Source organism: Atopostipes suicloacalis DSM 15692, from assembly GCF_900129085.1.
GTDB lineage: Bacteria > Bacillota > Bacilli > Lactobacillales > Carnobacteriaceae_A > Atopostipes > Atopostipes suicloacalis.
Map to the genome: position 1 here is coordinate 50,907 of NZ_FQUF01000003.1, position 26,607 is coordinate 77,513.

The 26,607-nt window shown below is 35.2% G+C and carries 22 protein-coding genes and 1 riboswitch; of the genes, 5 read left to right on the forward strand and 17 right to left on the reverse strand.

Annotated elements, in window-relative coordinates; translation table 11 throughout:
* Positions 1–801: 801 nt before the first annotated feature.
* Positions 802–2,148: a PTS sugar transporter subunit IIC gene (locus BUB96_RS00965; protein ID WP_073294840.1), complete on the reverse strand. Its 1,347-nt coding sequence runs from the start codon at positions 2,146–2,148 to the stop codon at positions 802–804.
* 836 nt (positions 2,149–2,984) lie between these two features.
* On the opposite strand from BUB96_RS00965, the gene BUB96_RS00970 reads away from it, so the two are divergent.
* A complete protein-coding gene (locus tag BUB96_RS00970) occupies positions 2,985–3,542 on the forward strand; it encodes a biotin transporter BioY (protein ID WP_084136607.1) in 558 nt (185 codons plus the stop codon).
* 173 nt (positions 3,543–3,715) lie between these two features.
* Positions 3,716–4,582: an NYN domain-containing protein gene (locus BUB96_RS00975; RefSeq protein ID WP_073294846.1), complete on the forward strand. Its 867-nt coding sequence runs from the start codon at positions 3,716–3,718 to the stop codon at positions 4,580–4,582.
* A 242-nt stretch (positions 4,583–4,824) separates the two neighbouring features.
* Here BUB96_RS00975 and BUB96_RS00980 read toward each other — a convergent pair whose 3' ends face one another.
* Complete coding sequence (locus BUB96_RS00980; RefSeq protein WP_073294849.1) at positions 4,825–5,844, reverse strand: nuclease-related domain-containing protein; 1,020 nt, start codon at positions 5,842–5,844, stop codon at positions 4,825–4,827.
* A gap of 190 nt (positions 5,845–6,034) precedes the next feature.
* Positions 6,035–6,132: riboswitch (TPP riboswitch) on the forward strand.
* 118 nt (positions 6,133–6,250) lie between these two features.
* Between BUB96_RS00980 and thiT the strand changes: the two genes are divergently transcribed.
* Positions 6,251–6,814 carry an energy-coupled thiamine transporter ThiT gene (gene thiT / locus BUB96_RS00985; protein ID WP_073294851.1) on the forward strand — a complete coding sequence of 188 codons (564 nt, stop codon included), beginning with the start codon at positions 6,251–6,253 and terminating at the stop codon, positions 6,812–6,814.
* A gap of 45 nt (positions 6,815–6,859) precedes the next feature.
* On the opposite strand, the gene BUB96_RS00990 is transcribed toward thiT, so the two are convergent.
* The 4 genes from BUB96_RS00990 to BUB96_RS01005 all read right to left on the reverse strand — a co-directional run bounded on the left by BUB96_RS00990 (position 6,860) and on the right by BUB96_RS01005 (position 11,171).
* On the reverse strand, positions 6,860–8,050 hold the full coding sequence (locus BUB96_RS00990; protein WP_073294855.1) for a pyridoxal phosphate-dependent aminotransferase: 1,191 nt from the start codon (positions 8,048–8,050) through the stop codon (positions 6,860–6,862).
* Between the two features lie 96 nt (positions 8,051–8,146).
* Positions 8,147–8,974, reverse strand: coding sequence for a carbohydrate ABC transporter permease (locus BUB96_RS00995; protein ID WP_073295051.1), 828 nt, complete (start codon positions 8,972–8,974; stop codon positions 8,147–8,149).
* Entirely contained in the window at positions 8,964–9,839 is an 876-nt protein-coding gene (locus BUB96_RS01000; RefSeq protein WP_407639281.1) for a carbohydrate ABC transporter permease, read from the reverse strand. Before BUB96_RS01000 ends, BUB96_RS00995 begins: the two co-directional genes overlap by 11 nt.
* A 39-nt stretch (positions 9,840–9,878) precedes the next feature.
* Positions 9,879–11,171, reverse strand: coding sequence for an ABC transporter substrate-binding protein (locus BUB96_RS01005; protein WP_073294861.1), 1,293 nt, complete (start codon positions 11,169–11,171; stop codon positions 9,879–9,881).
* A 308-nt stretch (positions 11,172–11,479) separates the two neighbouring features.
* Between BUB96_RS01005 and BUB96_RS01010 the strand changes: the two genes are divergently transcribed.
* A complete protein-coding gene (locus BUB96_RS01010; protein WP_073294863.1) occupies positions 11,480–13,000 on the forward strand; it encodes a UDP-N-acetylmuramoyl-L-alanyl-D-glutamate--2,6-diaminopimelate ligase in 1,521 nt (506 codons plus the stop codon).
* A gap of 57 nt (positions 13,001–13,057) precedes the next feature.
* Here BUB96_RS01010 and BUB96_RS01015 read toward each other — a convergent pair whose 3' ends face one another.
* From BUB96_RS01015 to BUB96_RS01055, 9 genes are all read right to left on the reverse strand, one after another.
* Positions 13,058–13,687 (reverse strand): hypothetical protein, encoded by a 630-nt coding sequence (locus BUB96_RS01015; RefSeq protein WP_143274244.1) that lies wholly within the window; start codon positions 13,685–13,687, stop codon positions 13,058–13,060.
* Positions 13,688–13,976: 289 nt separating this feature from the next.
* Complete coding sequence (locus tag BUB96_RS01020; protein ID WP_073294868.1) at positions 13,977–15,515, reverse strand: YfcC family protein; 1,539 nt, start codon at positions 15,513–15,515, stop codon at positions 13,977–13,979.
* Positions 15,512–16,852, reverse strand: a complete 1,341-nt coding sequence (locus BUB96_RS01025; protein WP_073294871.1) for a Sapep family Mn(2+)-dependent dipeptidase — start codon at positions 16,850–16,852, stop codon at positions 15,512–15,514. Before BUB96_RS01025 ends, BUB96_RS01020 begins: the two co-directional genes overlap by 4 nt.
* Before the next feature lie 788 nt (positions 16,853–17,640).
* Positions 17,641–18,141: a DUF3592 domain-containing protein gene (locus BUB96_RS01030; RefSeq protein WP_073294876.1), complete on the reverse strand. Its 501-nt coding sequence runs from the start codon at positions 18,139–18,141 to the stop codon at positions 17,641–17,643.
* Positions 18,142–18,180: 39 nt separating this feature from the next.
* Complete coding sequence (locus BUB96_RS01035) at positions 18,181–19,884, reverse strand: DUF4153 domain-containing protein (protein WP_073294880.1); 1,704 nt, start codon at positions 19,882–19,884, stop codon at positions 18,181–18,183.
* 48 nt (positions 19,885–19,932) lie between these two features.
* Positions 19,933–20,925: a Rossmann-fold NAD(P)-binding domain-containing protein gene (locus BUB96_RS01040; RefSeq protein ID WP_073294883.1), complete on the reverse strand. Its 993-nt coding sequence runs from the start codon at positions 20,923–20,925 to the stop codon at positions 19,933–19,935.
* Between the two features lie 22 nt (positions 20,926–20,947).
* Complete coding sequence (locus BUB96_RS01045) at positions 20,948–22,414, reverse strand: FAD/NAD(P)-binding protein (RefSeq protein WP_073294885.1); 1,467 nt, start codon at positions 22,412–22,414, stop codon at positions 20,948–20,950.
* Positions 22,415–22,434: 20 nt separating this feature from the next.
* Positions 22,435–22,941 (reverse strand): FAD-dependent oxidoreductase, encoded by a 507-nt coding sequence (locus BUB96_RS01050; RefSeq protein ID WP_073294889.1) that lies wholly within the window; start codon positions 22,939–22,941, stop codon positions 22,435–22,437.
* Entirely contained in the window at positions 22,931–23,530 is a 600-nt protein-coding gene (locus BUB96_RS01055) for an FAD-dependent oxidoreductase (RefSeq protein WP_073294894.1), read from the reverse strand. The genes BUB96_RS01050 and BUB96_RS01055 overlap by 11 nt, the downstream gene beginning before the upstream one ends.
* Positions 23,531–23,829: 299 nt before the next feature.
* Between BUB96_RS01055 and BUB96_RS01060 the strand changes: the two genes are divergently transcribed.
* Complete coding sequence (locus BUB96_RS01060; RefSeq protein WP_073294896.1) at positions 23,830–24,195, forward strand: YccF domain-containing protein; 366 nt, start codon at positions 23,830–23,832, stop codon at positions 24,193–24,195.
* A 149-nt stretch (positions 24,196–24,344) separates the two neighbouring features.
* Here the strand turns inward: BUB96_RS01060 and BUB96_RS01065 are convergent, their stop codons facing one another.
* The gene (locus BUB96_RS01065; RefSeq protein ID WP_073294899.1) at positions 24,345–25,457 is read right to left on the reverse strand and encodes a glycosyl hydrolase family 8; all 1,113 of its coding nucleotides are present in this window, start codon (positions 25,455–25,457) and stop codon (positions 24,345–24,347) included.
* A 20-nt stretch (positions 25,458–25,477) separates the two neighbouring features.
* Positions 25,478–26,605, reverse strand: a complete 1,128-nt coding sequence (gene wecB, locus BUB96_RS01070; RefSeq protein ID WP_073294902.1) for a non-hydrolyzing UDP-N-acetylglucosamine 2-epimerase — start codon at positions 26,603–26,605, stop codon at positions 25,478–25,480.
* Between the last annotated feature and the right edge of the window lie 2 nt (positions 26,606–26,607).

Sequence of the window (26,607 nt, forward strand, 5' to 3'; positions counted from 1 at the left end):
ATTTGTTTCTTTAAGAATGAAAAAGCAACGTTAATAGTAATGTACTGAATTCAATTCCTGTAGAATTATTTAGTAATATACATGTACACTAGTATTACTGTTACTTTTTTAGTAAATATCTTTTAAAAGATATTGTATTTGATTAATGAAACATTGTCTGTTTTACCACCGAATTAAACTAAAAATTTGTTGTGAGATTTGTTTCGTAATCCAACGAGTAAAAATTTCAGGGTTTTTAGAAAACATGTTGTATAGTATATATTCCTTCAAAATTAACTAACAGTTTTTTTTGCTATCGTTTTTTTCTTAAAAATATTATAAAAAGAATCAGTAATATTAAAATTATTTAGAATCATTGAATAATTTATTTGGCTTCATTTTATGGTCAATAATATTATATTTAAATCAATCCTGTGTCCACTTATAGTATCTCGTTTTCTATTCTATTTGCAATTACGTCTCCTTAAGAAAATACTAAAATTCACTCGAATATTACTTGGAATATCTGTTCTTTTATCAAAGTTTTATTAGTAATTATTCTTTTGCATAATATATAGATTATGATGTACAAGTCAAATTGAATTTGGTAGCTGATTACTGTTATTATTGAAAGGTTAAATCAGCAAATTTACTCTCTTTCAGTCATTTCAAATCTTAACTTCACTAAAACTATGGATCAGCATGATATCAAATTCGCCACCTACTTATCAAACTCTATAAAATTAAAACTACCTAATTATAGTATATAAAGAAATAAATTAGGTAGTTTCTCATTAGTTTAAATAAATTTTAATAGGAATATTAATTAACCGCTGGATCTGTTTCTGCAATGGCTTCGTCGTCTCTTTCCTTGGCTTCAGCATTTGCCATAATAACAAATGGTGAATACATTGCAACAGATACAACTAAACAGAAGAGACCAACAACTAACCCCATAATATCTCCACCAGATCCAATGTAAGGGATCAATGGTCCAGGAGTTGTCCAAGGTACTCCATATCCTATTGGATCCATAAATCCTGTACTGATAGCAAAGTATCCAATTACAATGTTAACGACAGGTGTTAATACAAATGGTACAATCATGAGTGGATTTAATACAATAGGTAGTCCAAAAATAATTGGCTCATTTATATTAAATAAACCTGGTAGTATTGATAATTTGCCTAATGATTTATACTCTTCACGTTTTGAGAATAAGAAAATTGCTATAATTAAACCTAAAGTCATTCCACTACCACCATAGTTAGCAAACCCATCGTTTAATGCTCCCCAGTTGAAAGGGTAAGGAATTCCTACAGTTGTTCCATTTTCAGCTATAAACGCAGTATTTGCATTTCCTAGTGGTGCAAATATTGGATCTCGTACACCACCTAAAGTGTTTGGTCCATGAATTCCTAAGAACCATAGTAGATTCGAGAGCATCGCGAAAACAATAACCGCAAATACGTTACCAACCATTCCAGACAACGGAGCTTGAATAATGTCAAAAACTAAACCATTAAGTCCAGCATCAGAGAATAAGCTTAAAGTAAAGTTTAATAGGGCAAATACTACTAAAACAATACCAATAGGTATCATTCCGCTAAAAGATCTTGCAACGTTCGGTGGAACTTGTTCTGGCATTTTAATTTCTAATCTTTCAATTTGAGTTAAACGAAATAATAGTTCAGTTGAAATCAACCCTATTATCATAGCAACAAAAAGCCCTTCAGCTCCTAAAAAGTTCGTTTGCATTACAGTTCCATATTCTTCAGTATTAATTGTAGGCGGATACATAATAAAAAAAACGGCGATTGATGTTATTCCTGCAAATGTGGAATCCCCACCTAAAATTTTCATTAAGTTACTTGCTACCAGATATGCAATAATAATAGCAAAAATATTATTCGTTCCATCTACTACACTTACTAATAATTGCTGAGAATCTGCTAAATTAGGGAAAATAGCTTGTAAATTTAGCAGGTCTGCGATAAAGCCATCTGGATTAAGCAAGGTATTATTAATTAGTAATATAATAGATCCTGCCATCGTTAGCGGGAAAGCAGTAATGAATCCATCTCTAACAGCGGCAATATGCCTTTGATTATTTAATCTTGCTGCAAATGGAATTATATGTTCTTCTAAAAAATTTCCAAATTTATTCATTTGATTTTTTTTCCTCCTAATTTTTGAATCTTTTACATTTTTCAACTTGTATATTTATGCAGTCCTCCTTCGGTGCATATAAATTTTATTAAAAACGTTTTTATTTTATTGTTAAAATACAACAATTACTTTTCAATTATTATAAACTCTATTTATAGATTTGGTTTAAACGTTTTCAATATTAACTGTATTATATAAAAACGTTTTTATAATGTCAACCATAAAATGTAATACCTACACTTTTAAAACGAAGAATTAAGGTTTGAAAGTATAAATTATCTATTTAAAAGGTTTATAATACAATATTCTTTATTTTAATTTGATAATCACATTTTCCGTGGTTTCATTAATTATCAAAGTTTATTTTCTCTCTAAATATCTTTCACTCTCTTGAACTGCACTGATATTTATCAATCTTTTTCAATTCTCAAACCAAATATAAATATTTACTTTTCTCTTCACTAAAATATATAAATAATTGTGATTTCCTCTGAATACTTATTTTTAAAGTCAATTAAGTATAATTTCTAATACTTTTCTTGACTTACCTCATTTCGAATTTGATAACCGTATTCTGATAAATATAAAATTTGTTTCTCGGCTAAATTAATTATTGTTTTTTATATTTATTATTAAATATAGAAGATAACCTCTCTTTATCTACCAGAATTGACCATATAACTTATAAAACAATGTGAGCAACGGTTGAATAAATATTAAATTCTTCCTTGACTTAAGTTAGTTTAAATTCTTTCTCTGTATTTTATTCGTTGAAATTGTAAGTACATGTCATAAAATGTATAATCAAGAAGAAATCATTACGAGGAGATCTGCAGATGAAAACAAAAGATATAACATTTACAGCAATAATGCTTTCCATTTTAATAGTATGCTCGCAAATATCTATTCCAATTGGGCCGGTGCCTATTACATCACAGACCTTAGCCATTCTGCTGATTGGATATTTCTTGAGTCCCAAAAAATCTGCCCTTGCAACAACTTTATATTTAATCATGGGGTTGGCTGGTTTACCTATTTTTTCTGCTTTTTCAGGAGGTTCTCAATCTATTTTGATGCCTTCATTTGGTTTTATCCTTGGCTTTATCCCCGCTTCTTACGTGCACTCAAAGTATTTAGAAAAATATTCTAATTTAGAAATAAAACATCTTGTTATTTCCGGAATATTAAGTTTTTCAATCACATATATTATTGGTTTAACTTATATGGCCGCAATTTTAAATTTATATTTGAATAGCGGTCTAACTTTGACAGGTATTTTAATGGCTGGCTTCATTCCCTTTATTCCTGGAGATATTCTTAAATTAATCGTAGGAATACTTTTAGCCAAACAAGTATTACCAATTATTCGATATAAATTTTCATTAACAGAATAAATGATTTATATTTTGAAAAGCATCTATTTCAAGACCACTTATGTTATAATTATAAAGATCGATTTCATTTCGAAATGGATCTTTTATTTTGAACCATGTTTCTAATCATTAAATTAAAAAGAAACTTGTTTATAATAAAATATAAATCTCAATAAACGGAGGTGATACAACCAATGAGTAAAGAACAACAATATGCTGTTTTGGTAGATGCAGAAAATGTTTCTCCCAAGTATATCAATATTATTTTCAGCGAGGCGTCCAATTATGGAGTGACAACATACCGCCGGATTTACGGAGACTGGACAAGTACGCGAAATAATGGATGGAAAGAGATTTTATTAGATAATTCGATCACACCAATCCAACAATATAGTTATACTGATGGAAAAAACTCTTCTGATAGTGCAATGATTATTGATGCCATGGATATTCTTTATGGTGAAAGTGTAGATGGATTTATTCTTGTTTCTTCGGATAGCGACTTTACTCGCTTAGCTTCTCGCTTACGAGAATCCGGGATGAATGTTATTGGAATGGGTGAAAGTAAAACACCGAATGCTTTTATTTCAGCTTGTAATAGTTTTAAGTATTTAGATATTCTCTATCAAAGCTTCGAAAATGAAGAGAAAGAAGAAGCTTCTACTATTGAAGCAAATAATCAAGCAAATTTTAACATTTCCCCTAAAGAAGCAAAAAAGAGCACTGAAAATGATCGCAAACGATATAACTACTCAAAGAAAAATAAACGACGTAGTTCTACCGAGCCTTCTTCTCAACCAAAACTGCAACCCCAAACCAAATTAACCACCATTCGGAAAGCTCTAAAAACAATTATTTTAGAAAATTCCGACGATGATAGCTGGATTTCTTTAGCGAATTTAGGAAACCATTTATCCAAACGTTTCCCAGACTTCGACGTTCGCAATTATGGACATAAAAAATTAGTTACATTTGTAGAATCATTAGATGATTTTGATATTGAGCGCCGTTCCATTTCACCTGATGGTAAAACAAAACAATTATTTGTCCGAATCAAATAAGAAACCAATGATTTATTATCATGCAAAATAATCTCCCCTATGAAAATTCATAGAGGAGATTATTTTTTACCTTTTTGACTGTTTCGAGACATTTTCTGAGAAAATGTCTCATATTTCTAATTTATTGGACATTTTCTAGGAAAGTGTCTCGTATTTCTAATTTATTGGACATTTTCTGAGAAAATGTCTCGTATTTACTACTTATTAAATATTTTACGAAATATTCATCGGATTTTTCGAAGTTATCGGATTTTAAGATATTTACTTTCCTTTAAATCGAAATTTTGACAAACATCAGCGATACTTTTTTTCTTATTGAGATATTCAGCGCCTTTGTAGGAACCGACTCGTTCAAAATATTTATTTAAATAACGTGAAATGGTTTTTCTAGTGATAAACCCATCGAAAAAGTCAGTTAATCCGGTTGTCGTCAAATTTTTCTCATGATAAATAATGCCATATTCACAGATCGTGCGCAGAATGGCTTCAGTTTTTGGTTCGTGCATGCCGCACGAGCAAATAACATATCCATTCTTGGCTTTCACATCAAAACTTCCACAATAACAACAACAGACACCTTTTCGAAGATACTCTTTTGCGGTCTGTGGAATTTCTTTTTCCTTACTTGGTTTCCCGATTTCATAGGAACGCAAAGCCGCTAGTACTGTATCGACTTCTACTGGGTAGCCCAAATAATTCCGCTCTTGTCGCGCAATCTGCCAAATATAATGCATCAACTCATTTCGACAAAGAACTTGAATACCCGATACTTGATCCTGAATGGTCACATGATTATTCTCACCAATAAATACTAAGACCCCCTGAATCTCTGGATGTCTCGATTGATGCTTGAACATCTCTTTCAACTGCACCGGCACTTTTTGTGCTTGGCTAAATGGATTTTGACCAATCGAATGCCCGTTCATCCGACATTGACTATCGATCAACTCTAAGTTTCCCGAATAATTTTTCACTTCAAAACTATACAAGCCCCCTCTCGTAATCAGCAACAAATCAATCTCAAATTCCCCATAGAAATCCAGCCAAACATTCCGCAAAATCACCCAATGCGCCTCCCCATATTTTTCCAAATAATTTACAAGGTCCTGCTCCCCTTCCGCTCCTTTTTCTAAACGAAGGTAGTCTTCCCGCAAATTTTTATCTTGCTCCAATCCCTCACGTTTAAGCAGCTCACGCAAAACTTCCAACCTCGTCGGATATTTGTCAAAAGCCTTTTGAACAGCAGTTTCAATTTTCTCCATAAAATCCCCCCTACTATATATATTGTCCAAAAAAGCGTAATTTCTTGAAAAAACTTTAATGTTTTTTAAAACAAGGTTTTCTTCGAAAACACGACTGATTTAAGGTTATTTTAGGAATAATACCTACTCATTCGACTTTCTTTTCTAATTCATTGACAAGGCGTGTGAAAAAAGGTAGATTGGTGGTAGTAAAAAACACTAGGGGAGCCAAAAAGGCTGAGATGCGACATGCGGACCCTTGAACTTGATCTAGTTCATACTAGCGAAAGAAAGTGTCTTGAATGATTTAAATTTGCTTCATTCATTTGAAGCGAGCGAATAATCGGTCAGATAATTTTATCAAGTAAACTCCGCATAACCATTGTGCGGTTTTTTTGTCTTTCCTAAGCGAAAGGGATATTAAAAAATGACCAAAAGAGAAAATCTCGTGGTATCGATTGAAGCCGCAATTTTTGCGGTGATGGCTTTTACGATTGCTTTTATGCCTTTAGATGTGGGGCCATTTGAAATAGAACTAGGCATGGTTCCGATTATTGTGTTTAGCTACCGTCGGGGATGGAAGGCAGGAATTTCCAGTGGATTTTTATGGGGACTGATCAAATTAACCTCAGGAAATATTACGGTGTTATCTGTTTTACAAGTCTTTATTGAATATGTTTTTGCGTTTGCGGTTTCTGGATTAGCCGGAGTGGCTTGGAAAAAACTAAAAGAAGATGTTTCTTTAGAAAAATGGTCCCATGCGTTTATCACCGTTGCTTGGAGTGTTTTCTTAGCGGCCTTTGTAAAATATGGGATTCACTTTATCGCGGGTGTTATTTATTGGCACTTATATGCACCTGAGGGGATGAGTCCATTTATCTACTCGCTCATTGTGAACGGTTCAAGTGGAATAGCTAGTTTTATTGTAGTTACACTGATTACATCCTTATTGATTTATCGAGCACCCGTTCTTATTTTCCCTAAAGAATAAAAATAGAGCGGACAAAATAATCTTTGTCCGCTCTTTTTATTTAGGCTATTTTCTTTTTTCTTCAATAAATTCTTTGATCCGCTGAACCCCTTCGGCAAAGGTGGCTTCATCAACCGCATATGAAAAGCGTAAGCAATCAGAGATTCCAAAGCTTGAACCAACTACCGTAACTACATGCGCTTCTTCAATTAAAGCGAGGTTAAAGTCTTCGACAGAATCATATCCGGTCATTTTTGCGGCTTCTGTAACATCTGGGAATAAATAAAAAGCACCACTTGGTTTATTCGCCAACTTAAAGCCAGGAATAGACACAATTAAATCGTAAGCTTTATTTAATCGCTGTTCAAAAGATTGCCGCATTTTTTCGACTTCATCTGTTTCTTCATTATAAGCAGCAATTACCGCATGTTGACTAATTCCTGTAGGGTTCCCATTAGCTTGTGACGCGTATTTGGACACGGCTGCTATAATTTCTTTGTTTCCTAAAGCATAACCGATTCGCCAGCCAGTCATCGCATAGGTTTTAGAAGCACCATTTACGATGATAGTTTGGTTGCGGACGTCGTCTGTTGTTCGCACAAAAGATACAGGCTCTTGTCCGTTATAAATTAAACGACTATAAATCTCATCCGCTACAATCACCACGTCTTTTTCAACCGCCCATTCTCCAATGGCCTGAATCTCTTCTTGAGAATACACGACTCCTGAAGGGTTTGAAGGTGAATTTAATAATAAAGCGACTGTTTGATCTGTATAAGCTTTCTCTAAATCTTCTACAGTGATCTTGTAGGAATCTTCATAGGGACCTTGGACAAAGACAGGCTTCCCTTCCGCCATCTTGACATGTTCAGAAAAGCTCACCCAATAAGGCACTGGTATAATCACTTCATCGCCTGGATCAACTAAGACTTGGAATAAAGTAAACAATACATTTTTTGCACCCGTTCCTACAAAAACTTGGTCCAAATCATACCGGACATCTGCATCGCGTTTGTAGGAATCGGCAATGGCTTGTCGTAATTCTGGAATACCATTGACTGGGGTGTAGCGATCTCCCGTGTGTTCTTTGACGGTTTTGATGGCGGCTTGGGCGATATATTCGGGGGTATCAAAGTCGGATTCCCCCACCGTGAGTGAAATGACATCGATCCCTTGAGCTTTTAAATCATTTGCTTTCTGAGAGGCTGCTAGAGTTGCGGATGGTGCGACATTTTGAATCCTTTTCGATAATTTCATTAAAATTCACTCCAATTGATTATTCTCTGTTTAATTAGTTATCTGTTATTCTACCATTAAAATTGGATTAGAGTAAATAAAATCTAAAATTATTATTTATTTGGTTGCCCCTTCTGTAACTCCTTCGATAATGTATTTTTGTAAAAACATATACAATAGAATAATCGGAATAATCGCTAGCAACAAGCCCGCTAGAGCAAGTTCCCATTGAATCGTGTATTCGCCGAAGAAATAATACATTTGTAGAGGCAAAGTATACATGCCTTCTTGGTTCACGACTAATGAAGGTAAGAGATAATCATTCCAAATTCGGATCCCCGTTAAAATAATTACGGTAACGGTTGTTGACTTCAAGATTGGGAAAATAACTCGCCAAAAAATTTGAAAAATATTGGCTCCATCCATATAAGCCGCTTCATCCAGAGAAATCGGAATGGATTTCATAGCGCCGTAAAAGAGAAAAATCGACATACAGGACTGAAAGCCCAAATTCATGAAGATCAAGCCGGTTCGATTTAATAAATTCACTCTTCCGAATAATGACACCAATGGGATCATTATAGATTGAAAAGGAACTAGCATTAAGACTGCGCATAAAAAGTAGATCACCGTACTCCATTTTGATTTCATACGGGCTAAGGCGTACGCAGCCATAGCTGAGAAAATAACAATTAAAAAGACACTGACCACCATAACCAACACAGAGTTGATAAAACTTTGGGTGAAGTTCATACTTTCATAGGCTTCTGGAAAGTTTTGTGCAGTTGGTTCAGTTGGAAACGATAAGGGATTGGTAAAGATTTCTGAGCGAGTTTTTAAAGAACCAAATAACACAATCACAAATGGATAAATCCAAACTAGAGAAATCACTATCCCTAATAGAATGATGAAGGTCTTATGTAGTTTTTTAAACTCATGATAGATCCACCTCTCTTTGTCGAGTAAAGTAAACTTGTGCAATCGAAATGAGCACAATAACTACTAAAAATACGACACCTTTTGCTTGGGCATAGCCTTGTTTATATTGAAGGAAGGCGGTGTTATAGATATTCATCGCCACCATCTCTGAAGAACGGAAAGGCCCGCCACTGGTTAGCGCAAGGTTTAAATCATATACTTTAAACGCATTGGCCAAAGTTAAAAATAAACTCACGGTAAAGGCCGGAGCTAACAAGGGCATTTTAATATGGGTAAAGGTTTGTAAGGCACTAGCTCCATCTAGTTGCGCTGCTTCTATTAATTCAGTAGGAATTTTACTTAGAAAAGCAATATATATTAACATAATATACCCACTCATCTGCCATAGAAAAACAATAACCATTCCCCAATAAGCAGTGCTTGGATCGGAAAGCCAGCCATTGAAAAAATCAATATTTGTGATTTCTGCAATGCCGACAAAGGCTCGGTTAAATATAAATTGCCAGATAAACCCTAAAATTAAACCACCAATTAAATTGGGAGTGAACAAAAGCGTCCTAAAAAATGTGGTCACCCTCCCTATTTTTTGAGTGACTAATACGGCAAAACCTAGCCCAATTACATTGACACCAATTACTGCAACAACAGCAAATTTCAGTGTAAACCACATACTTTCAATAAATTGACTATCTGAAAACAATTGGCGATAGTTCTCTAAACCAATAAAATCCATATTAAATCCATCTGAATTAGTAAATGAGGTATAAATTCCATAAAGCAAAGGAATTAAAATAACTGTAATCACTGCAACTAATGATGGAATTAAAAACAGCCAATAAGATATATTTCCTTTTTTGGTATTCAAGAGTATCCCTCCTAGAGATTGTCTGTTATCAAACAATATGTTTGTTTATTGTTCTCGCATTTCTTGAAATCCTTCTGACGTGTTTTTTTCAAATTCTTCCCAAGTACTATAGCCATCTAAATACCGTTGAAATTCTGGAAACAAAACTAACTGGAACCAGCCATCTGGGTATTGGTTATGGGCCATCGCACTCGTATTTTCATCTAGCATCTCTTGGTAAATAATTTGTGAGACAGAATCCGTAATATCTTCCACATCGTACCCTTCTTGGGGTGGAATCATTTGCATTTCATGAACCAACGTTTCTTGTCCTTCATCGGATAGATACATCCAATCCACAAAATCCTTTGCAGCTTCCTTGACGTCATCATCAATATCACTATTTATCCCAATATACCAAGGAGCTCCTGCAACAATTTTTGCGGTCTCATTATTTTCCCCAAATACAGGGAGAATGCCTAACTTTTCTTCAACAAAATCAGAATCTATTCCATTTAATGTAGGAACAATCCAATTTCCTTGATGAACCATTGCTACTTGACTATTAATGAAAAGTTCTTCAACCGATTGGCTATAATTGACCCCTAAAATAGGTTGAATATTATATTCGTTAAATAGATCCATATAAGCTTTCATTTGATCGCCATATTTCCAATTTAATTCGGTCGCCTCATAAGCTTCCAAAATACTATGATCAAACTCTGGGGAAGTAAAGTGAGCGGAAAATTGGTTCGAACTATAGTCCTCTGCCCCACTAAATGCAAATACCTCCTCAATCCCAAGATCTTCTTTTTGCTGGTCTAGTTTTTCAACAGCTTCTACAAAATCATCAAACGTTTCAATACTCTCTGGATCAATGCCTGCTTCTTTGAAAATTTCTTTGTTATACATCCAGCCAAATCCTTCAACGTTCATCGGTATCGCTAAAAGAGAGTCATCAATCAACGCCCCCTCGAGCAAGTCTTCCATGATGGTATTGGTAACTTCTAAATCACTGACTTCTAACAATGTGTCTTGGTAACGGTCAATCTCAGACGTCCCGCCTAACATCATAATCTCCGGTGGATTTCCGGAAGTAAATTTTGCTTGTAAACCAGCTGCCCCTTCCCCACTTCCAATCGTAGTGACGGTAATCTTAACATCATCGTGTGCTTCACTGTATGTATTCGCTAATTCTTTCAACTGACGCGATATTTCAGGTTTCTGATTAAAAAATTCTATCTCTTTTACTCCCTTACCAGAGTCCGTTGATTTTTGGTCTGAACAACCGACGAGCAAAATAAATAATAAAGGAGCAAGTAAAAGATATTTTAATCTATTTCTCCACTTTTTTTTCATATTTATTCTCCTTTTCTGTCTCTATTTTGATTAACTGTTCCTAAAGTGATTTAAAATCTGATTCGTATTACGAGTATACAATAGCAGAATTTATTTTTGTATTTAGACACTTTATAATTAATGGAAGTTTTTGTGAATTTTCTTTTAGAAAATTAAACACATCTCTATACAAAGCGACAGACAAGTGCTTTATTTAGAACTTTATTTCTCGAAAAATTATTGCTAATTTGTTTATTAAATGATATCGTAAATAACCGATATATCTTTTAAATACATTTAAATATCATTAGAAACAGGAGAACTATACATTGAAGGCAGAAAAAATTTTATTTGATGCATATAATCCATATATCGTCAATCTTGCAGAGTTTGAAATTAAAAATATCCAAACAAACAGTCGTCTCATCGAAGCAGGTGATTTATTTGTTGCGATAAAAGGCCATACAGTAGATGGCCATCAATTTATTGAACAAGCTATCCAACAAGGCGCTCATTTGGTTCTTGCGAATAAATCCTTTCAAAAAATAACCGACTCAAAAAGTCTTCTGCAAGGAAAAATCCTTTTTGTAGACAATACATATCACTATTTATCGACTGTGATGAATCGATTTTTGGATTACCCTAGTCAAAAAATGAACATATTTGGAATCACTGGTACAAATGGAAAGACAAGTACCGCCAATATTTTGATACAGATTCTCACAAAAACGAGCCAAAAATCAGCAGTTCTTGGAACTACAGGAATCCGAACACAAAATTATTCAGCTCCCTTGAATAACACCACCCCGGATCCTTTAATTTTACAAAATGTCTTTCACCAAATGGTCGAATTAGAGGTGAAAAATATGATCATGGAAGTGTCATCCATTGGTTTATCAGAAAACCGCACAAAAGAAACAGATTTTTCTGTGGCTATTTTTACCAACTTTTCACAAGATCATTTAGATTTTCATGGTTCCATGGAAAACTATTTAGAAGCTAAAGGAAAATTTTTCAAAGAATTAGAACCCTATAATAGTCGGGGATTAGAGAATTTTGCGATTATAAATCGTGATGATGATGCCGCGGACTATTTTATTGAACAGTCAAAAGCAGCCGTCTTAACTTATGGGTTGGATTCTTCAGCAGATTACTATGCGAGTGACTGTGCATATTCTGAATTTGATACAAAATTTACGCTGCATCATAACCAAAAAACTTATTCTGTCCAGAGCTCATTAATTGGAGAATTTAATGTTTATAATACATTAGCAGCAATAGCGGCTGCTCACTCTCAAGGCATTGCTTTACCAAAGATTATTGCAGAATTAAAGAATTTGTCCTCCGCCGATGGTCGTTTAGAAGTTGTGTCTGATACTACAAAAGATGAAATCACAGCGATTGTCGATTTTGCGCACACACCAGATAGTTTAGAAAAAGCTTTGCAGACTTTAGCCCATATTAACCATCGTCGAATTATCAGCGTGTTTGGTTGTGGTGGCGATCGAGATGCTTCTAAGCGACCAATTATGGCAAAAATTGGGGTGACGAATAGTGATCATGTCATTTTTACTTCAGATAATCCACGAACAGAAAATCCAGAACGTATCTTAGAAGAAATGACCAATGAATTAACAGAAGAGAATTATTGTCAAATCGTTAGTCGAAAAGAAGCCATTCAGCATGCAATAAACCTTGCAGAAAAAGACGATATTGTTTTGATCGCCGGAAAAGGCCATGAAGATTATCAAATAATTGGAACAGAAAAATATCCTTTTGATGACAGTAAATGTGTAAAAGAAGCTCTTGAAATTAAAAACAAACATTCAAAAATAGATTTGAATTCATAAAATAAAAAAAGAGTTTAGAAGGTTATGATATGATCCCTCTAAACTCTTTTGCTTTATTTATATTTCTTCTTCTACCGTTTCAAAGTCGAAATAATCAATACTTATCTCTTCATCCCGTGTTTGAGTAATTTTTTCTAAAACCTCTATTTTTGATGAATCAATGGTTAAATATAATGGCATAGAAGTATAGGGTCTTAATACTCCAAATTCTTCTTGGCTTAGATGAAATTTTTCTTGCTCAAAAATTGACCCACCATCTGTTGATTTGAAAGACACCACCATATCCATATTCGTATATGACTGTTCGGTTTTATTTGTCACCATGAATATGGGCTGGATACTCTTTTCTGTTTGATAATATAAGCCCGTATATTGAATCGTGACATCATCTTCTGTTCCAATTTCAGAATAATCGGTTGTTTCTATAATTCCTGCTAATTCCGCTAATGTTTCGTCACTTTCAATAGATAACCCGGCATCTAAATCGGATTTTTGAGGAACGAAAGTGATGGTTTGGTCTTCGCCGTTTTGATTAGAATCATTGGCTTCCCTTGTGTTTGTTTTATTCACTTGCTCGTTCGCTTCTTCGGAAGGTGACTGCTCTGTTGGGGATTCATTCGCTCCCATATCACTTCCACATGCAGATAATAATAAAAGCACGCTCAAACTCATGACTATTTTTTTCATTCTGTGCACCGACTTTCACTTGTATTCAAAATATTATAGCTGTATTCACTATACTATAAGCTAGAAAGTCAGACAAAGATTAGGGGTTCAGTTGATAAGACGTTTATCATTAATCTATCAGACATAAAAAGCTGTTTTTGTCCGATAGCGGCCGATTTACTGATTTATTTAGGTCTTTTTTTTATTGGAGCACTTAAAAGTCGTGTTTCATCAAAAAAAGATGCTGATGAACCCAAATAGATTCATCAACACCTTGAAATTTCGAAAACTCGGTTTATTAAATTTTTATTTATTGAACTAATCCTAGATATGGCGCTATACCGATAATAATCCCGGATATCGCGAGCAAGGTTACCATAATGGGCACCATAAATTTCAAGTACCGGTCATAAGGAACATTTACCAATTCGATAGATCCCATTAGCGTAGCGGTTGGATAGATGGAGGACACGAAGTTAACTCCGGCCACAAAAGCACTAATTAAAATGATTTGTCCGCCAGCACTTCCTAAACTACTTCCAATGAACAGCGCAGAAGCCACTGCACCTAGAATCGGCATGGTAATTCCTGCAACTCCACTTGTCGATTGTAAAAAGATACCAATCAAAACATACGCACCCATCGCAATGACCCCAAAAATCCAAATCGGCACATTGGATAATGCATTAGAAATCCAATAAATAAAGGTAATGGACATCCCTTCTGAAGCATCCCCCATGATAATCGCAATTCCTCGGGAAATAGCCAGAATTAAAACTACTCCTAGTAAGTCTTTCACACCATCCGTAAAGACATCAATAAATTCTGTTTCTTTCATTTTATTAATAAACAACAAAATGAGTGAACCGGCAAAGAATAAAAATGCAAACTCGTCGAAATACCAAGTACCAAATGGTGAGATATGAGAAGCTCCCAAAATAGTTCCAAGAATAGGAATTTTAGCTAGACCATAAATCGGCGCATTGACAATGTCGGCTCCTCTTTGACCTAATAATTCTTCCCATGGAATAAACCCAACAATCATCAAGAGGATAATCACCATAAAAACAGTCACTGAAGCTTTTCGTCGACCCGTAAATTCAGGCAATGAACTTTCTTCATCTACTAAATTATCAATGCCATCTGAACCGTGCACCACCGATTTTGTTTGATCTTTTTTCACTCTGTTGGCATAGCGAATTAAATAAGCAGTTCCCACCACATATAAAACACCAAAAATCACAAAGCGTAGAATAATTCCGGAACCAATGGATAACTCAGGGTTCCCAATCGCAGAGACCGCAGCCCCGGTCGCAAAGGGGTTGACTAAACTCGACATATTTCCTACACTCGCTCCGATAAACAAGACACCTAAACCAACCATGACATCATAGCCTGCTAAAACAAAAGTCGGAACAATCACCACAACAAAGGCGACGATTTCTTCCCAAAAACCAAAGGAAGTACCCAATACGGCAAAAGCCAAAGTCATTACTGCAATCAAAACTCCGCCTTTGAATTTAGTTAAAAGCGCCCCAATTCCTGCTTCAAGAGCACCTGTGTGGTTCAAGACCGCTAAAAATCCACCGGCCATCAAAATCCCTATCCCTACATCTGCCGCTGTTTGGAAGCCTTGAATCGGTGCTAATACAATATCCCATAAGCCAAAAGGTTGCAACCCTTGTCCTTGAAGAATCTCGCCCTCGCCAGAAAATATTGCATCAAAAACAATCTCACCCGTTTCCGGATTGACCACAGACTGCGGAATAAAATAAGACAAAGCGGCGGTCAAAATCAATGCAATCGTAACAATCGTATACGCAGTCGGCATTTTAAATTTTTTCATCATACCCTATCCTCTACCACTAAATTCATAAACGCTTCAATATAAACTTCCATCGCCACCTTCATATCCTCAATCACGATATTTTCATTTGGCTGATGTTCCGTTTCTTCTTTCCCTGGCAATAAAGCACCAAAAGCCACAATGTTTTCCATCGCTCTCGCATATGTCGCTCCCCCACTTAATCGAGGTTTTGACTCCATATCTCCAGTAATATCTTGATAAGCCTTCATCAAACTTTTCACCAATTCTGAGTCGCGTTCGAGATAAACCGAAGGAAGATAATCATAATCCTCCACCTTCACTTGATGCTTCGATCCAACTTCTTTCAACCCTTCGTCAATGAATTCTTTTGAATAGCTTACAGGGAAACGCATATCAATTCCTACTTTTTGAGAGTCTTCGGTAAATTCAACATTTCCAACCGTTAACATGAGTTTGCCAGAAACGTCATCTTCGACCACACCGTAGATGCCTTCGCCGTTTGGATTGGCCAACACATCAACAATGAAGTCAACCATTGTATTTCTTTTACCAGCTTTATGAAGGGCTTCTGCCGCATAGATAATCGCATTTTCACCTTGGTCCGCTGCCATCGCATGAACGGCTTTTCCATAAACGATTAAATCATCCGCTTCGCGCTTGTAGTTATAACCCAATTCTTTTAGGGCATTTTCTACTTCTTCGTCATAATCGACACGTGCTTGTTCAGGCACCGCGTTTAGTGGACCTCCACCTTCTAGGCGAATAGACGAGTCTTCATTTGTATGCAAGTAATACTCGATTAGACCTTTTTCTGCATAATTTAGTGGGAAAGATGAATCTGGTGTGAATCCCATATTTGGCAGCTCTTCATTTTTTGTATAAGCTTCCATACAACGCCATAAAGATTCTTCATCTGCACCAAAGATAAAACGAACGCGCTGATTCAATTGATAGCCTTCATCTAAAATAGCTTTCAAAGCATACATTGAAGCAAGCAAGGGTCCCTTATCGTCTGTAGTCCCACGACCATATAGCTTCCCATCTTTTTCAGTTAATTCAAATGGATCGCTATCCCAATTATTTAAGTCTCCAACAGGCACCACATCCACATGCCCTAGAACACCAAACAATTCTTCGCCTTCACCAATCTCAGCATAACCATAATAGCCTTCTGGATCGATCATTGTTTCAAAGCCTAAATTTCCCGCAAGCTCTACAACTTTCTCCAAAGCTTTTTGAACTGATTGACCAAATGGTGCTTGACCCTTTTCATCTAGCACACTATCAATAGCAACTAATGCTCTTAAATCTTCTTGATATTCTGGAAATAAATCATTAATTATTCTTTTTGTTTCCATTATTTTTGACACTCCTTCAATAATTTTTGTATCGCTTTTCCTAGTTATTACGAACCGCAGTGAAACACGACTTCTCGTCATGCAAGGATTCCTCTCAGCCTTCGTAACAACAAGCTTGAAGCCTACAATTATCAATCATACTTTAACCCGAATGAGTTTATTTTACAATAATGATGTGAAATAATTAGGACTAAAAATAGAAAAATTCATATAAAATTCATTTTATAAAATAAGCCATAAGTGAAAATCAAAAACAGCAGATTGAATGAAACATAATCTACTGTTTTTATTAATTTTAAAATTTCAACTGCTATTTTTTATATTTGCTTGTTTTCTTTCGTTTCTTTACAAGTAAGCTCCAAAATACTTTCCAAGCTTAATGTTGCTTAATTATGAATTATAAGGCTACAAACATTTGAAAAAGAAGTAAGGGTAAAAAGTATAGTAAATAAACAGTTACTGTTAGAAAAGCCTGCTTCTCTTCAAAAAATTTGTTGCGGTAAAACATGGAAAGAAGTAAGTAACCAATCACGAGATATTTTAGCGACGACTGAATGATAAAAATAGAATTCCAGAAAAAATTAGGCGTCCTAAATATAATATCTGGAATAAACAAGAAAATAAATAAGAAAAGTAAACTGGATAAATTGGGTTTGTATTTCTCTTTAGTCACATACTCTCTACATTCTTGAGTATTATTAGACGTGCTATCTTCTAAACTAATCATAGCACAAGTAATTATTGATTTACTAATTGTCTCTTTTTAGATATTTCTTTTTCCTGGAATCCTAAAAAACTAACCAAATCACTAGGAGAATTACACTAAAGAGTCCGCTAATCCCTAAAAATATTCTCCAAAGATAATTTGGTGCATAACGTTCAACATAGGCAAGTTTAGGCTGCTTAGGATTATAATAAACCATCATCTCGGTACCGAGCGGAAAATTGTCATGCATTAAAGTATTTAAAGAGACCATTGCATTTCCTCTCAAGAGCAGCTTGGTATCTAATAGATTATCTTTAGCCGATACTTTAGGAGATGAAAAAAGCGTAGAAAAATGACTCACATAAGAATAATATAAAGCTTTTTTATAAGCTATACCATCGACTATATATTCAACTACTGGCGATCGGGAGCTTTGCCAAGAATATTGGACAACCTCCCCTTTTGTTTTTTCAGTACTATAATTTTTAATCTTTTGATCTCGACGATAGAGAAAATAAGCAACGATCAAAAAAATAAAAATAACTGAACCAAAAATAAGTGTTAACAACATACGAACATCCATTAAAATCCTCCTTCAATAAAAGAACAAAAACCGTTCCTTTTAAAATAATAAATAAAAATCAATAAATGTAGACTCTTCTGAAATTTCAAGCTCTTGAATAATGATTTGAAGAGGATATCCATCAATTTCTTCTGTAAACGTTAAATCTTCAATAGCTAAACGCCCTTCTTCTAAATCTTCGATAGCCTGTGAGAAATCATAAGTTAGCATCTCTTCTAGAATATCAGAGTCCATATAGATTTCAAAACCATCTTCTAAATCGACTTGATATTGAAAAGTCACCCCGTCTTTTTCAATCTCCCCTTCTTCTTTGGTTAAACCACTAAAAGCCCTCACCTCGATGAGTTGACTAAAACCCTCTAAATCAAGATTTAAGCGATCCGATTCAAGACGAGTCTGTCTCATTTTTTCTTCTTCTATTTCTTCCTCTGGCAGTTCTTCTTCCCAGAAATCTTCAGGATGTATCGGAGAAGCTGCATCAAAATCGAAATATTCCATCGGTCGAACATAATCTCGTTTAGGTAACCAAGAAAGTTGATTCAAAGCTTGAATTCCATCTAAGTAGTCCAGTGAACTTTCCAATTTATCTTCATCTCGACTACTGATCAATTTTTCCCCTTCACTCTTGCCTGTCTCTCGATTGACCTCATAGCGATCTAAAATGTCTTCTATTCGATTAACTTGTGCTTTTACCGAAACAGACATCGCATCAAAAGGTGGAACAAAAGCAATAAAACCAGTGATTAAAGCAAGAATTGGAATAATTTTCAAACTTCTATTCTTCATTAAATAATAAAGACTACCAATAATCGAAGCTAACCCCAGCAATAAAATCAAATAACGCCCATGAGTCATGCCCAACTTTTGAATTTGATTGATAGTCGCTATCATTTGGAGGAAAACAACAAATATCAACGCAAAAGGAAAGACAGATTTAAACAAACCAACAAAATTACTTTCAACAGAATCCGCCAATAACAATAAAACCCAGCCATAAATAATATAATTTAAAAGAAGTCCTTCAATTAAACTATCCGTAAAAAAGCCACTCCCAAAATTTAATAGAATATATAAAATAAGAATTCCACTATATACTTCCATTAAAGGTATAAAGATAAAAGAAACTAATCGACTGAGAAACTTCGATGGTTTTATCAAACCCTCAATCTCCTCTATCGCTTCTTCATCTGTTGAATGAATAAGATAGTACTTCGGCAGCATGCTCAAGAAAATCATTGGTCCTACAAAATTAAAAATAACAATAAAACTGTTCCCCCACCAGGAACTCCCTACTGAAAAAAGTAAAGCTTCTATAAGGAAAATTAATCCACTGATACCTATAAATAAAACAAGTGAGAAAAATTGCGAAGTATATAAAGCTCTAAAACTAACCATAAAACTATCGGAAAATTTCATTCGATCTTGACGAATAGTCGGTATCCAGATTAAAAGGACACTTAAGAAAAAATAAACAATCATTCCCTGAATGCCTGGAATGGAGTAAAAAAACCAAAATTCATCATCGACTAAAGAAAGGCTGGAGTGCATATACCAACCATAGAGAAGGATTAAAACAATCGCTACCCCCTTTAACAGCCAACGTTTCGATGATTGATTCAAATAAAAATGCTCATAGATCATTTGGCTAACTACAGATAAAAGAATACCCACAATAAAAATCGAAGTCATATAACTATCTGAAAGAAAAAATTCATCTAGTTTTATCTGCCTCACCGTCATCATAAGGGCTAATACAACAGCAATTAATCTCTTAAACCAAAAATAAAATCATCAAAATTTAATTTTTTCATTTATTAATCCCTTTCTATTCATTGATTTTCTAACTTTTTCATTGATCACATGTCCATCTTTTATAATAACCGCATTCGACAAGGTTGTTTGATTTTTGATATTATCTTCTATTAGATAATCAATATATCGAACGACCTCTTTACTGATTGATTCACTAGCTGAATGAAAGAAAATTGATGGTGTATGGTCAACCACATAGTGAAGCACGCCATCTAGTTTATAGATAGGATCTTCAAGTCCAGTAGGTCGACTGCTTTCAATCGCTCCAGCTGTATCTGCACTAACATCAATAATCATTGCATTATTTTTCATTCTTTTTAAATCTTTTCGATAAATTAAATGGTCTTCGCGAGACTTATTCCATAAGACACCGTTAACAACCACATCAAATTGATCAATTTCTTCTGATAAGTATTTGACTCTTTCTCGATTATAAATACTCACTTCTGCGCCAAGAGAAATTAATATTTCATACGCTCCCATCGAAACATTTCCTCGACCGATTAAAGCAACTTTTAAACGTTTAGGGAACTTTCCAAATAAAGTAAATGCATGCAAAACAGCAGCTTGCCCTGCAATGTGATTATTCTCCCAAAAAACATGTCGATTCGCTTCATACAGATCTTCCCAAGCAATGACTGTCAATTTATTTTGACACAATCGATCAACAAGTTCTTCATTACCTTCTGCATGAATCCAGCCAAAAACAGCTTGTTGAGGAGTCAATTGCTCGAGATAAGAAGCATTTCCTACCTTTAAATCACAAATAATATCTTGTTTGAGCGCTTCTTCATGCGAACAAATTTGAACACCCATTTCTTCATATTCTATATCATTTATACCAAGAACCTCACCGTATCCGGCTTCAACATAAACTTTTGAATGATGCTTAATATCTTTTATATCTTCCGGTAAAAGTCCACGCCTTTTCTCACTTACTAAGTCACTAATGACGAACCCTACTGTTTTCATTTACATTCTCCTCACATTATATCTAGCTAAAATCTTTTTGAATAATGGATTGAACGGCTGTTTGTGCAGTTTCAGATAGAATATCAATTGAATTATTTCCAAATTGAATACCGGCAATGAGCGGTCCGTGTACTTTGAATTGATGTAAAACTCCATATCGCTGGCTGATAGCACTCAAATTGGGCATAGTCACTTGCACCCCTCCAAAAACTTCAGGTTGCAACACTCGCTCACTGAGTAATTGGGCCAAAAGCGGCATCCGCCCTATCTTCCAATCAACGTTTTTAATACTACCAGTCGCATTGATTAGATACTCAACTTCTTTTTTTACATTTTTTTCTAAAAGAACTTCAAAATGATTTTCCCGTTTAATGACATCATGAACTTTACCATAAACAGAAATAGCTTCTTTTTTCCATTCTTCGACTAATATTTCCCCAGATTCTTTAGGAAAGGAACTTCGTACTTTATCCCATATTTCTCCATAGTCTTCTATAAATCGATTTTTATCTTTCTCCGTCAATGCTCCCCACATCTCTGTCAAAAAAGGATCCAATCCTAGAATTAAAGTCTGTACAACTCCGAGTATATAGGGATCCATAATATCTCTTTGAACTTTTTCTATTGAACCAAAATCTTGAAACCACCAATCATGCTCTAGTTGAATACCTCGATGATTGATTTCTTTAATCATCCAATTTAAATAAGTAGTTAATGAAATCCAACCATCATTTTTTTCCTTAGTCTTTTTTATATTTTCTTCTGTAAAATATTTATAAGTATAGGGAATCGTTTCTCCACGAGCCGTTTTAAATCGACCCGACTGGGAATAAAAAGATAAACTTAAATCAGGTCTTTCTTCTCTGGCATATCGAAGAATATCAATACTAGTGAGCCCAGTTCCTAAAACTCCAAGACTTACACCAAAAGGAATCGATTGAAGCTTTTCTTTTAGTGGAAAAGGATTCGCTATAAAATGAGGATGATGAACTAAATTATAATCATCTTCATAAGGAGCATTCCCCACACAAAGATGAACATAATCAAAGTCTTCTGTTAATGAAGTGGAACAAACTCGAAAACAATGACCATCAAGTGGTCTTATGGTCTCTACCTTTTCTTTAATGACTCGCGCTTTAGATTGCTCTAACCAGCTTTTCATTCGATCGTTTAAATAATTTCCAAAAACGGCTCGTGGATAATAACCCTTCCTTGGATCTTTTTCACCTTTTTCTTTTAACCAATGAACAAAATCATCTTTTTCTTCTGGAATAATAGTCGCTAAGTCTGCTGGCTGATTCATTATGATCAGATCATCCTCTTTTTGATAAGGAAAACCTCTCCCGAAAGTTTTTTCATCGCCAAAAACGGTGATGTCTACTGCTCGGCCTTTTTCTTTTTCTCTTGTCCATTCTCTAAGAACGCTCACTCCAGTAACACCCATACCAACAATAGCTACTTTTTTTCTCTTCTTTTCATTTGATATCATCGTCAAACTCATCCTCTAACTTAGCGATCACGGCCAAAAGAACGACTGAAAGACATTCCAGATTGAACCATCCGCTGAACTTTTCCTAATCGTTGATCTTCATAGTCACTTAAAGCTTCAATCGCTTTATTTCCTTCTATTCCCGATCTTACGCATTCTACTAAAACCACTGCATCAATTAATGAATCATTAAAGCCACTAGCCGTAATCGGAGCAGGGACATGAGCAGCATCGCCAATTAAAGCTATACGCCCTTTGATTAATCGTTCGGGGTAATATTCTTTAATCGGTGTTCCCAGAAAATTACGAGACTCAAGCGCATATTGTGTCGCCGTTTTCCAAGGTTCTGGCCAATTCCTTTTCGCTTTACGGATAATATTTCCTAAATCTTCATTCGTTAAATCTTCTCCTTGAATCGTATACTGCACCACACCATCTTTTACTGCGCCTAATCTATGCAATAACTCCGTTTGACTATTATCATACCAAATACAGCCTACTCGAGTAACCCCCTCTTTATCCTTCATCACCACCCCCAAATAAAAAAACATCGGCAGAATTCATCATTTTAACATCGCCATTGGTTACTTCAGGCCGCTTATCTAAGGGTAAATCTTCGGCAGGAGTAGATGCCATCCAGACTAAATAACCTGCAAAATCAGCATCTATTTTTTCAGGGGCAACTTCTTCGCGGACGAGACTTCGATGCCCATCTGCTCCGATTAAAAGATCGCTGTGGAATCTCTCTCCTTCACTCGTTTCCGCCCAGGCGCTTTCAGTCGATTGTCCCACTTCTACAACTCGCTGGTTAAAGAGGAGATGGATATTAGGTTCCTTATGCGCCGCATTTCGTAATCGTGCTTCAATGGATGACCATAACTCCACAGTAGCCTTCCCGCCAGAAGCAAGTTGACGTAATCTTTTTTCAGTTTTAGATTGATAAAAGCGAGAGCCATCCACTTGGAGACCTACGCCCTCTCGTGAACCCTCTGCCGTTTTCTCAAGTAAAATGACTTCAATATCTTCTTCAGCCAAAGCAATTGCAGTCATCAAACCTGAAAGAGAACCTCCAACTACCAGAGCCTTTCTCTTATTTTTACTATTAAAATATTGCAAATCAAGTCCTCCTTTTACCTTTACTCTTCATTCTAAACCATTTAAAAACAAAGAATAAATAAAATGCTTTCTTTGAATGTCATGTACGACTATAATACCAAGAGAGAAAATCCTTATACAACAAGGTTTATTTATTAAAAATAAAAGCTCCATACTCGGAATATTTTCCAAAAAAATAGCTTCTCTACTAAAAAAATATTTGTCTCACAGAAAATTGAAAATCAATATTGAGACCGATGTATGACTAAGCATTTTCTCTTATAATATAAATAACTATCGTATAGAAAGGACTGATCTTTTTGAAATTATTAGGAAATATTATATGGTTTGTTTTAGGAGGATTTATTAGTTGGGTTTCATGGATTGTGATAGGGATTCTTTGGTCGATTACTATCATAGGGATTCCAATTGGTAGACAATGTTTTAAATTTGCAAAAATGTCTGCTGCTCCCTTTGGTAAAAATATACAATTTAGTGATCGTGGTTCTTCGCTTATTTTGAATATTTTATGGCTATTTTTTGGTGGGTTCGTGATGGTTACTGAAGAAATAACTCTAGGTGTCATTTTCTGTTTAACTATTGTAGGAATTCCATTCGGGCTCCAACACTTTAAACATGCTAAACTAGCCCTCCTTCCATTTGGAGCAACTATTTATAGAATCTAATCATGTGAATCGGATAAGCACGTTAAAAGTTTGCTGTATATATTTTATCCATCTTTATAACCGAAAATAACGCAAAAAAGACTAACAGAAAAATCAAAAATTCTGTTAGTCTTTTATTTTAAAGTATTTTTTCTATTCAGCTCTCTCACTTAATGACCCTTCATTTCTTGCTCTGCAAGGAGTGGTACTAAGTTATCGAAAATATGAGTATTCCCATCTGTAATGGAGTATCCGCCATAATAGTCGCTATTTTTATCTGTGATTTGAAATTCCTTCATTCGGTCATAAAGGGTTTGCGCTAAAACTTCTTCATCCACTTCTAAAGCATATAAAATAAGGAATCCATAAATCGCAGGAGATTCATAGTCGACAGTCGGTTCTTTTGTTTTGCGGTCATACATGCCATGGACGAGGTCGCGCTTAGTCATTTCATCTTTTATAAATTTTAGGAACTCTTCGGAGCGGTTCCCAACTTGCGCATAATGATAAGCAAGAATCGCTTGATCCACAAGGTTCACGTTATCGCTAAAAGTATATTCGTCTTCTTCAACATTGTAAGAAAAGGGGTAAAATCCATTATCTAGAGGGGCTTTTGTTAACACTTGGGACGTCTCAGCCACTATTCCATCGTCTAACAGCCCTCGATCGACTAACGCATCCATGCCTTGAATATCTATATAAGATAAACTGATATCCGAACTGGCCTTGACATATTTTTTATCATAAAAATTCGTGTAAATGTCGTCTGTCACATTATGATTATTTAAATAGTCACTGATTAAAACAGCTGTCTGCATATATTGATTCGCATCCCATTTTTCATCTGCTAACGCAAGTGCATATAAAATACGAATATCATCAATGAGTGCATTCGCTGAAACATCACTTGTGCCATCTTCCTTCAACTTCCAGTTTATAAAACCATCCGCTTCTAAAAAATAACCGGTTAATTGATTGTAAACCCCGTCAAATAAATTCTGGTCGTTTTTATCTAAAGCATAATACATTAAAAGCCCCAGTGTTTCAGCTAATGCTTCTCTTCCCTTGACAAGGTCTTCATCTTCTTCACCATTATTTTTAATATACGTGGCAACTGTTCCGTTATCATTTACTAACCAACGATAGATAAAGTCTTCAGTTATTTCCGACTCCATTTCCTCTCGCCTTTCATTTAGGGGTTTAGATTCTTCTCTGCTCATCCAGCCATAAGCCACTCCTAACCCAATTGAAAGGAGAATAACTACAAAGACGATTATTTTCATGGGCCTTCCTCTTCTACCCTTCACACCAATGCAGCCTTTTCTTCTAAGAAGATTTTCTTAATATAGTTTACAATTTGCTCAGCAGAGTTCCCTTGCCCAAACGGATTCCTGATGGCGGCCATTTCATCATAAGCGAGGGAATTAGTAATGAGGTGTTGTGCTTCTTTAAAAATCAATTCTTCCGAATTCCCGACAAGTTTCAGCGTTCCAGCGGCTACTCCTTCTGGTCGTTCTGTTGTATCTCGGGTCACAAGTACAGGCTTCCCAAGGCCTGGCGCTTCCTCTTGAATACCTCCAGAATCTGTAATGACTAGATAAGCTTTATCCATAGCCTGAATAAATTGAGCATATTCTAAAGGTTCGATTAAATGAATATTTTTATTTTTACCAATTTCATCCAGTGAAATTTTTCGAACTTTTGGATTTTTATGAATCGGGAAAATAACTTGAACATTACTATGAGCAGTAGTCAGTCGATGAATCGCTCGGAAGACAGATTCCATCGTTCCTAAATTTTCTCTTCGATGCGAAGTCAGCAGAATCGTCTTTTTCCCATTATTAAAAATCGTTTCAAGTTCGGGTGGGAAAAAGGACTCCCGTTGACTAATCTGTAGTAATACATCAATTACTGTATTCCCCACAACAGCAATGGTCTCTTCTTTTATATTCTCTCGTAACAAATTATCTCTATTTGTATCCGTCGGCGCAAAATGATAAGACGCAATTCGCCCAACCATTTGTCGATTGATTTCTTCTGGAAACGGCGAGTGAATATTATGGGTTCTTAGACCTGCTTCAACATGGGCTACTGGAACTTGGTTTAGATAAGCACTATACGCGCCTACAAAAGTTGTTGTTGTATCTCCATGAACTAACACTAAATCCGGTTGTTCTTGTTGAATAATTTGGCTAATTTTTTGGATTAATCTCCCCGTTAACTCTTCCAGGGTTTGATTAGCTTGCATAATGTCTAAGTCATAATCAGGAACAATCGCAAAAAGTTCTAGTACTTGATCCAGCATTTCTCGATGTTGCGCTGTATTTACTACAATATTGGATATAGCCGGTTCTTTATTCAATGCTTGAACGACCGGTACCATTTTTATTCCTTCGGGCCTTGTTCCAAAAATTGTCATTGTTTTCAACATAT